Raw genomic sequence first — 7,400 nt, 5'->3', positions numbered from 1 at the left:
GCCCCCGGACTNCCCCCGCCGATGGTNCNCGGACTCGGCAGCCTCCGACAGGCCTGCCCGCCACTGCCCCCCGGCTGCGGCAAACTCACAATTAGGAACGGCTGCTTTTTTGCTCTCAAGGGCGTTGAAAAGTGGACGCTTAAACAAGAAGCACCACGTCCGGAGACGAGTTACGACCACTCCAGACAAACGCGTTAAAATGGAAAATTCCGCGTACGCACCGCTTTGCCTTGCCGCAGCGCGTCCAGCGGTTCTTCTTCCGTTTCATTCGTCCGTCGTCCCGTAGGCGATTTACACACCATGACCACTATTCTTCCCAATCTGCCCATCGGCCAGAAAGTCGGCATCGCCTTTTCGGGCGGCCTGGATACCAGCGCGGCCCTGCTGTGGATGCGCAATAACGGCGTCGTCCCCTACGCGTACACCGCCAACCTGGGCCAACCCGACGAATCCGACTACGACGAAATCCCGCGCAAGGCGCTCGCCTACGGCGCTGAAAGCGCCCGCCTGATCGATTGCCGTCCGCAGCTCGTGGCCGAAGGCATCGCCGCCCTGCAATCGGGCGCGTTCCACATTTCCACCGGCGGCATCACCTATTTCAACACCACGCCCATCGGTCGCGCCGTCACCGGCACCATGCTCGTGGCCGCCATGAAAGAAGACAACGTCAACATCTGGGGGGACGGCAGCACGTTCAAGGGCAACGACATCGAGCGTTTCTACCGTTATGGTCTGTTGACCAACCCGGAACTGAAGATCTACAAGCCCTGGCTCGACCAGCGCTTTATCGACGAACTCGGCGGCCGTTCGGAGATGTCCGAGTACATGCGCCAGGCTGGCTTCGACTACAAAATGTCCGCCGAAAAGGCCTACTCGACCGACTCCAACCTGCTGGGCGCCACGCACGAGGCTAAAGACCTCGAGCAGCTGAACTCCGGCATCCGCATCGTCAAGCCCATCATGGGCGTCGCGTTCTGGCGCGATGACGTCGCCGTCAAAGCCGAAGAAGTCACCGTCCGCTTCGAAGAAGGCCAGCCCGTTGCGCTGAACGGCGTCGCCTACGACGACCCCGTCGAACTGATGCTCGAAGCCAACCGCATCGGCGGCCGTCATGGCCTGGGCATGAGCGACCAGATCGAGAACCGCATCATCGAAGCCAAGAGCCGCGGCATCTACGAAGCCCCCGGTATGGCTTTGCTCTTCATCGCCTACGAGCGCCTGGTCACCGGCATCCACAACGAGGACACCATCGAGCAATACCGCGAAAGCGGCCGCAAGCTCGGCCGCCTGCTGTACCAAGGCCGCTGGTTCGATCCGCAAGCCATCATGCTGCGCGAAACGGCCCAACGCTGGGTCGCCCGCGCCGTCACTGGCGAAGTCACCCTGGAACTGCGCCGCGGCAACGACTACTCGATCCTGAACACCGAGTCGCCCAACCTGACCTACGCGCCCGAGCGCCTGTCCATGGAAAAAGTCGAAAACGCACCGTTCACGCCCGCCGACCGCATCGGCCAACTGACCATGCGCAACCTCGACATCACCGACACACGCGCCAAGCTCTTCACCTACGTGCAAACCGGCCTGCTGGCCGCCTCTGGCACGGCGTTGCCCCAATTGAAGGACAACAACAAGAAGTAAACGTCCTCCCATAAAAAAACCGCACTGATGTGCGGTTTTTTTATGCGCTTCGATCACGACGGGTTCCAGCCGCTTGCCAGCCACCTCTATGAGTTCCTGCCGGTCGCCGGGGACGGCTAAAGAACTCCGCCACCACGCAGCCCCGCCTAAACCTCGACCTGCATCCCCATCTCCACCACGCGATTCGGCGGAATCTTGAAAAACTTCGTACTGCGCGTCGCGTTGCGCGCCATAAATGCAAACACCCCGCGCCGCCAACGCCACATCGCAGGCTTTCTCGCCGCCACGACCGTCTGACGCGACAGGTAATACGACGTCCGCATAGGCTCCAGATCAATTTCAGGATAAGCCTCTGCCACCTGTCTCAAGACATCAGGCACATTGGGATCTTCTTTAAACCCATAATCCACCACAATCTGCCAGCACGACGCACTGATCTGTTCAACCGTAAAGCGCTCATGCGCCGACACATACGGCACATCTGCGACCGCGACGGTCAAGAACAACACATGCTCGTGCAGCACCTTGTTGTGCTTCAGGTTATGCAGTAAAGCAGCCGGCACCAGACCTGGGCTCATGGTCATGAAAATTGCCGTACCCGGCACCCTTGCAGGCGGAAACTCTTCGAGTTGCACCATGAATTCTTTCAGCGGCTGCTGGTCGCGGCGCTGCTGCTGAGCCAGCAATTGGCGGCCCCGGCGCCACGTCATCATCAAAGAAAAGACGATCGCACCTACCAACAAAGGCAGCCAACCCCCTTCGTGGATTTTGAAAATATTGGCGCCGAACAGCAGGATATCCACCACCAGCAACACACCGAGTGTCGCCAGCCACAACATCCGCTTGCCGCCAGTCGCACCGCGCGGCAATACCGCAAATGCCAGCACCGTTGTCACCAACATGGTGCCAGTGACTGCAAAACCATACGCCGCAGCGAGGTTTTCAGAATCCTGGAACACCAGAACCAGAACCAACACTGACACCAGCAGCAACGCGTTGACCTGCGGCAAATAGATCTGGCCTTTTTCGACCGCCGACGTATGCAAAATCTGCATCCGCGGCCAAAAGCCCAATTGCACCGCCTGGCGCGTCACGGAATACGCACCAGAAATCACAGCCTGAGCCGCTACGACCGTAGCAATAGTCGCCAAGATCACCAGCGGTACCAGCCCCCATTCCGGCGCCATCAGGAAAAACGGATTGCGAATGGCCTGCGGGTCACGCAACAACAACGCGCCCTGACCGAAATAGCACAGCACCAAAGCCGGCAACACCATCGAGAACCAGGCACGCCGGATCGCCGGACGGCCAAAATGGCCCATGTCAGCATAAAGCGCCTCGGCCCCGGTCAGCGCCAACACCACAGCGCCAAGCAACAGGAAACTACCCAAAGGAAACTCATCGATGAAGCTCAGCGCCCACGCGGGATTCAAGGCCTGCAACACCTGGGGCGCCTGCCAGATCTGCCATCCGCCCAATATCGCCAGCGTCGTAAACCACAGCGCCATGATGGGGCCGAACAACTTGCCCATGGCCCCGGTGCCTTTGGACTGGATCACAAACAGCAATATGAGGACCACCAGCGCCAACGGGACGATCCAGGGATCCAGCGTATGCGACACCACGCCGATGCCTTCCAGCGCGGACAACACCGAAATAGCCGGGGTAATCATGCTATCGCCGTAAAACAGCGATGCCCCGAAAATCCCCAGCACCACCAACAGCCACCGCGAGCGCTCCGACCGCCCGCGTACGGCAAGCTCCAGCAATGCCAGCGTGCCACCCTCGCCCCGGTTATCGGCGCGCAGCACCAACATGACGTACTTGAACGAGACGACCAGCATCAACAGCCAGAACAGAATCGACAGCACACCCAGAATATGATCAGGTTCAACATCGGCAAAGCCGACCAGACAGGCGCGCAAGGTATACAGCGGGCTGGTGCCGATATCACCATAAACCACCCCCAGCGCCCCCAGCATCAGCATGGCTTTCGACGACGCAACATGCTCGTTGCCTGAAATAGGGGCCTGCACAGGCGAACTCATCCGTTACTCCCAGTGAGTCAAACAGTACGATCCTGACGGGTCAATTGCGCCCCTTTACGAGGGCCGGGAAAAGCGACAGACAAACGCGTACCGGGATATTCAGGCCGACTGGTCAGTTTCCACCACGCGCCATGAGCATGCGCAATCTCGCGCACGATGGCCAACCCCAATCCCGAACCGCCGGCAGTGCTGCCGGGCGAACGATAAAACGCCTCGAATACCCGCTCGCGTTCTTCGCCAGGGATCCCGGGGCCGTCGTCCTCGACAATCAATGTCGGCGGATTCTCGCTGACTGTCAGCGTAATACGGCCACTGCCATTGCCATAGCGCACCGCATTGTCGATCAGATTGCCCAGCAGCTCATCCAGCAGCAATGGATCGCCATCGATCCAGACAGGATGATCCGGCGCCACCAGGTCAATATCGAAATGTGCCGCATGGGCATGCGGTATCCATTCCGCGCCGCTCACCCGCACCCATTCACACAGGTCGATGCGGACAAAACTGTCCTGCGGACGCGCGTTCGGATCCGATCGCGCCAATACCAGCAGTTGCTGCCCGAGCCGGATCATGCGGTCGCTGACGGCTTTGATACGCTCGGCACGTGCCCGCACATCGTCCGGCAGCGGACGCGCCAACATCAGTTCGGATTCCATGCGCAGCCCGCTCAACGGCGTACGCAATTGATGCGCGGCATGGCCGATGAACCGGCGCTGCGCGGCCAATGAAGCGTCCAGGCGCAGCAACAGATCATTGGTGTGCGTCACCAAGGGCGCGATCTCGGCCGGCACGCCCGCGACCTCCAGCGGCTGCATATCGTCGATGGATCGCTGACGGATTTCTTCGGATAGATGATTGACCGAACGCAATCCTGATCGCACGCCCTGCACGATCACGGCGGCGAACACCCCCACCAGTACCGCCTGGCCCAGGACCATGACCCAGAAAAAATCCTCCAGCATCCAGCCGGCCATATCGAATTTATGGCTGATGACCCAGGTGGCCAGCAAATCCAGCGCCACCAGCACCAGGATGGGCGGCAGCAGCCGTTTGACCAGATAGCGCGCCAACGAACCGCGCGCAAAATGCCAACGCCCCGTCGCAGACGCGTCCGAAATAGAGGAATGAGAATCCAGCATAGTGGAAGACGCAGGTCGGGGCACAGCGTGCGCGGACCTGCGATGGGTATTCACGCTGCTTGCGTTTCCAGCATATAGCCGAAACCCCGTACCGTCTGGATACTGGCGCCCGTGCCTTCGAGGCGCTTGCGCAAACGGTAGACATAGACCTCGACCGCGTTTTCGCTAAAGTCTGCGTCCCAGGCCGATAGAGAATTGACGATCTGGCGCTTGGTCACCACGCGTCCCGCGCGCGCCATCAGCATTTCCAGCACGGAAAGCTCACGTACCGACAAGGACAAACGCTGACCATTGGCGCGAACCTCGCGCCCGACCGTATCGAAACTGAGCGTGCCCGCCTCGATCAACGGCTGTGCCTGACCCGAGCGGCGGCGTCCGAAAACACGTACGCGTGCGGCCAGCTCTGGCAAATCAAAGGGCTTGGTCACGTAGTCATCCGCCCCGGCATCCAGCCCCGCCACCCGATCATCCAGCCCGTCGCGGGCCGTCACGATCAACACGGGAACCTGATTGCCATCCTGGCGCAGTTGGCGCAATACATCCAGCCCGCTGCGGCCCGGCAGATTCAAATCGAGTAAAAGCAGATCGTAGGTCTGCCCGGCCAAGGCGCCCAGCACCTTGTCTCCGTCGGTTAACCAATCGACCGCATAACCCTGGTCGGCCAAAAACTCCTGGAGCGCGTGGCCCAGGGTCATGTCGTCTTCGATTACAAGTACTCGCATGGCGGAATTCTAGCGCGAAGTATGGTTTAGNGNAAATTCGCCGTGAGGCGCTCGGCCGTATCTGCCGCGGTTAAAGATTGAGATGGGCGCTGCAAAGACTCTGGAAACCAAGCGCCAAATCCGCGACATGATATGCCAAGCCGCTGAAATGCACTGCGTCACACTTGTGACAGTCATGCCCAGATTCATGCCCAGATGCCGAAACGGGACATGCCAGCGCGCCGCCGCGCTGACAAAGGGCTGAAACGCAACGTGCCAGACCCGGTGAGTCTGGCACGTTTGGGCATGAACATCACAGCGTGTGTCATGCCGACCTTCGGCAGCGGTTTACTGTGCCGCCGCGGGCGCCGGTACCGCAGGCGCGGCAGACGGTGCGGGCGATCCGCTAGACGGCGCTCCGGCACCGGCGGGTGCACCGCCTGGTGCAGCGCTGCCTGGCGCGCCGCCCTGGGCCGCCGGCGTGGTGATAAAGCCTATCCGCGACAGGCCCGAGCGCCGCGCCGCCGCCATGACCTTGGCCAAAGTCTCGTAGCGCGTATTCAGGTCAGCGCGAATGCGCAGCTCGGGCTGCGGCTTGGTTTGCGCCATCGTATAGAAACGGTTGGGCAAATCATCCATCGCCACGGGCTTATCGTCCCAGAACAATGCCCCGGCGGGATCAATAGCCAGATCCACGCTTTTGGGTTCCTGGTCGATCGGTTCGGAGCTGACCTGCGGCATATTGATGCGCACCGAGTGCGCCATCAAAGGTGCCGTGATGATGAAAATCACCAGCAGCACCAACATGACGTCGATCAGCGGCACCATGTTGATTTCCGACACCGCGTGGCTGCCCGGACCTTTACTGTCAAAGCTGCCAAAAGCCATTATTCCGCTCCTCGGCCGTTCCCGCCCTGGCCATGACGGCGCAACGCGCGCACTTTGCCATCAGACAATTCCACCTGCTGGCCCGTGCTCAGGAAGGCAAACAAATCATGTGCGAACGCGTCCAGACGCGACAGGAACACGCGGTTATTACGCACAAATGCGTTATAGGCCAACACTGCCGGGATAGCGACTGCCAGACCGAGACCGGTCATGATCAGCGCCTCGCCCACGGGGCCGGCAATACGGTTGATCGTCACACCGTCGGCCAGGCCGATACCGACCAGCGCGTGGTACACCCCCCACACCGTACCGAACAAGCCGACAAAAGGCGCTGTCGAGCCGACCGAGGCCAGCACCGTCAAGCCGTTTTCGAGCTTGGCGGTTTCCTCGTCGATGACTTTACGCATCGTGCGCGTCACGAACTCGCCATTGGCGCCCGACTCTTCGAGCTTGGTCGCGCCGAACTTGGCGTGGTGAGCCTGCGCATGCATGGCATGGCTGGCCAAATGCGAGAATGGATCACGCGCGCCGTGCGTCACGATCTCATTTTCCACCTGTTCCAACGAACTGGAATTCCAGAATTTGTTCAGAAAATCAGAGGAACGGCGGCGCATGCGCACATTGCTGACGCACTTCACCAGAATCAGATACCACGTCACCAGCGACATGATGATCAGGATGGCGAACAAGGTCTTGCCGACAAAATCGCTCTGCGCGACAAAATGCAGGAAACCCATGTCCGGCACCGTGGGCATGGGCGGCAGCGCGCCAGCGGCCTGCTGCAACGTATCGCCTGCCTGCGACAGGGCGGGACCTGCCTGATGCAGCGCATCGGCGGCTTGTTGCGCGCCAGGCACGGCAGGAGCGGCGCCGGAAGCGGCTGGAGCGACAGAGCCTGCAGCCGCCGCAGCGCCAGAGGCCGCGGGCGCTGTCGGCGTGGTGCTTGCCTGCGCCACCAGGATGGCATTATGCATAGCGTTGGACAT

Annotated in this window: 6 protein-coding genes; 1 reads left to right on the top strand and 5 read right to left on the bottom strand. The window is 60.7% G+C overall.

The window, feature by feature from the left end; translation table 11 throughout:
• The first annotated feature begins 300 nt into the window (after positions 1-300).
• Positions 301-1,638: an argininosuccinate synthase gene (gene argG / locus ACNA0I_RS21715; RefSeq protein ID WP_415808104.1), complete on the top strand. Its 1,338-nt coding sequence runs from the start codon at positions 301-303 to the stop codon at positions 1,636-1,638.
• A gap of 146 nt (positions 1,639-1,784) precedes the next feature.
• Here argG and ACNA0I_RS21710 read toward each other — a convergent pair whose 3' ends face one another.
• The 5 genes from ACNA0I_RS21710 to ACNA0I_RS21690 form a co-directional block, all read right to left on the bottom strand.
• Positions 1,785-3,686, bottom strand: coding sequence for a potassium transporter Kup (locus ACNA0I_RS21710; protein WP_415808103.1), 1,902 nt, complete (start codon positions 3,684-3,686; stop codon positions 1,785-1,787).
• A 17-nt stretch (positions 3,687-3,703) separates the two neighbouring features.
• Positions 3,704-4,825, bottom strand: coding sequence for an ATP-binding protein (locus ACNA0I_RS21705; RefSeq protein ID WP_415808102.1), 1,122 nt, complete (start codon positions 4,823-4,825; stop codon positions 3,704-3,706).
• A gap of 50 nt (positions 4,826-4,875) precedes the next feature.
• Positions 4,876-5,547 (bottom strand): response regulator transcription factor, encoded by a 672-nt coding sequence (locus ACNA0I_RS21700; protein WP_415808101.1) that lies wholly within the window; start codon positions 5,545-5,547, stop codon positions 4,876-4,878.
• A gap of 327 nt (positions 5,548-5,874) precedes the next feature.
• Entirely contained in the window at positions 5,875-6,414 is a 540-nt protein-coding gene (locus ACNA0I_RS21695; RefSeq protein ID WP_415808100.1) for an ExbD/TolR family protein, read from the bottom strand.
• Positions 6,414-7,400, bottom strand: a complete 987-nt coding sequence (locus ACNA0I_RS21690; RefSeq protein WP_415808099.1) for a MotA/TolQ/ExbB proton channel family protein — start codon at positions 7,398-7,400, stop codon at positions 6,414-6,416. Before ACNA0I_RS21690 ends, ACNA0I_RS21695 begins: the two co-directional genes overlap by 1 nt.

This window comes from Bordetella muralis (assembly GCF_965139205.1).
GTDB lineage: Bacteria > Pseudomonadota > Gammaproteobacteria > Burkholderiales > Burkholderiaceae_B > Bordetella_A > Bordetella_A muralis.
This window is presented reverse-complemented; position numbering and strand designations above follow the sequence as displayed.

Bases quoted from the DNA above. Each gene is read 5' to 3' on its own strand.
- argG (WP_415808104.1), top strand. From the start codon at position 301: ATGACCACTATTCTTCCCAATCTGCCCATCGGCCAGAAAGTCGGCATC.
- ACNA0I_RS21710 (WP_415808103.1), bottom strand. From the start codon at position 3,686: ATGAGTTCGCCTGTGCAGGCCCCTATTTCAGGCAACGAGCATGTTGCG.
- ACNA0I_RS21690 (WP_415808099.1), bottom strand. From the start codon at position 7,400: ATGTCCAACGCTATGCATAATGCCATCCTGGTGGCGCAGGCAAGCACC.
- ACNA0I_RS21695 (WP_415808100.1), bottom strand. From the start codon at position 6,414: ATGGCTTTTGGCAGCTTTGACAGTAAAGGTCCGGGCAGCCACGCGGTG.
- ACNA0I_RS21705 (WP_415808102.1), bottom strand. From the start codon at position 4,825: ATGCTGGATTCTCATTCCTCTATTTCGGACGCGTCTGCGACGGGGCGT.
- ACNA0I_RS21700 (WP_415808101.1), bottom strand. From the start codon at position 5,547: ATGCGAGTACTTGTAATCGAAGACGACATGACCCTGGGCCACGCGCTC.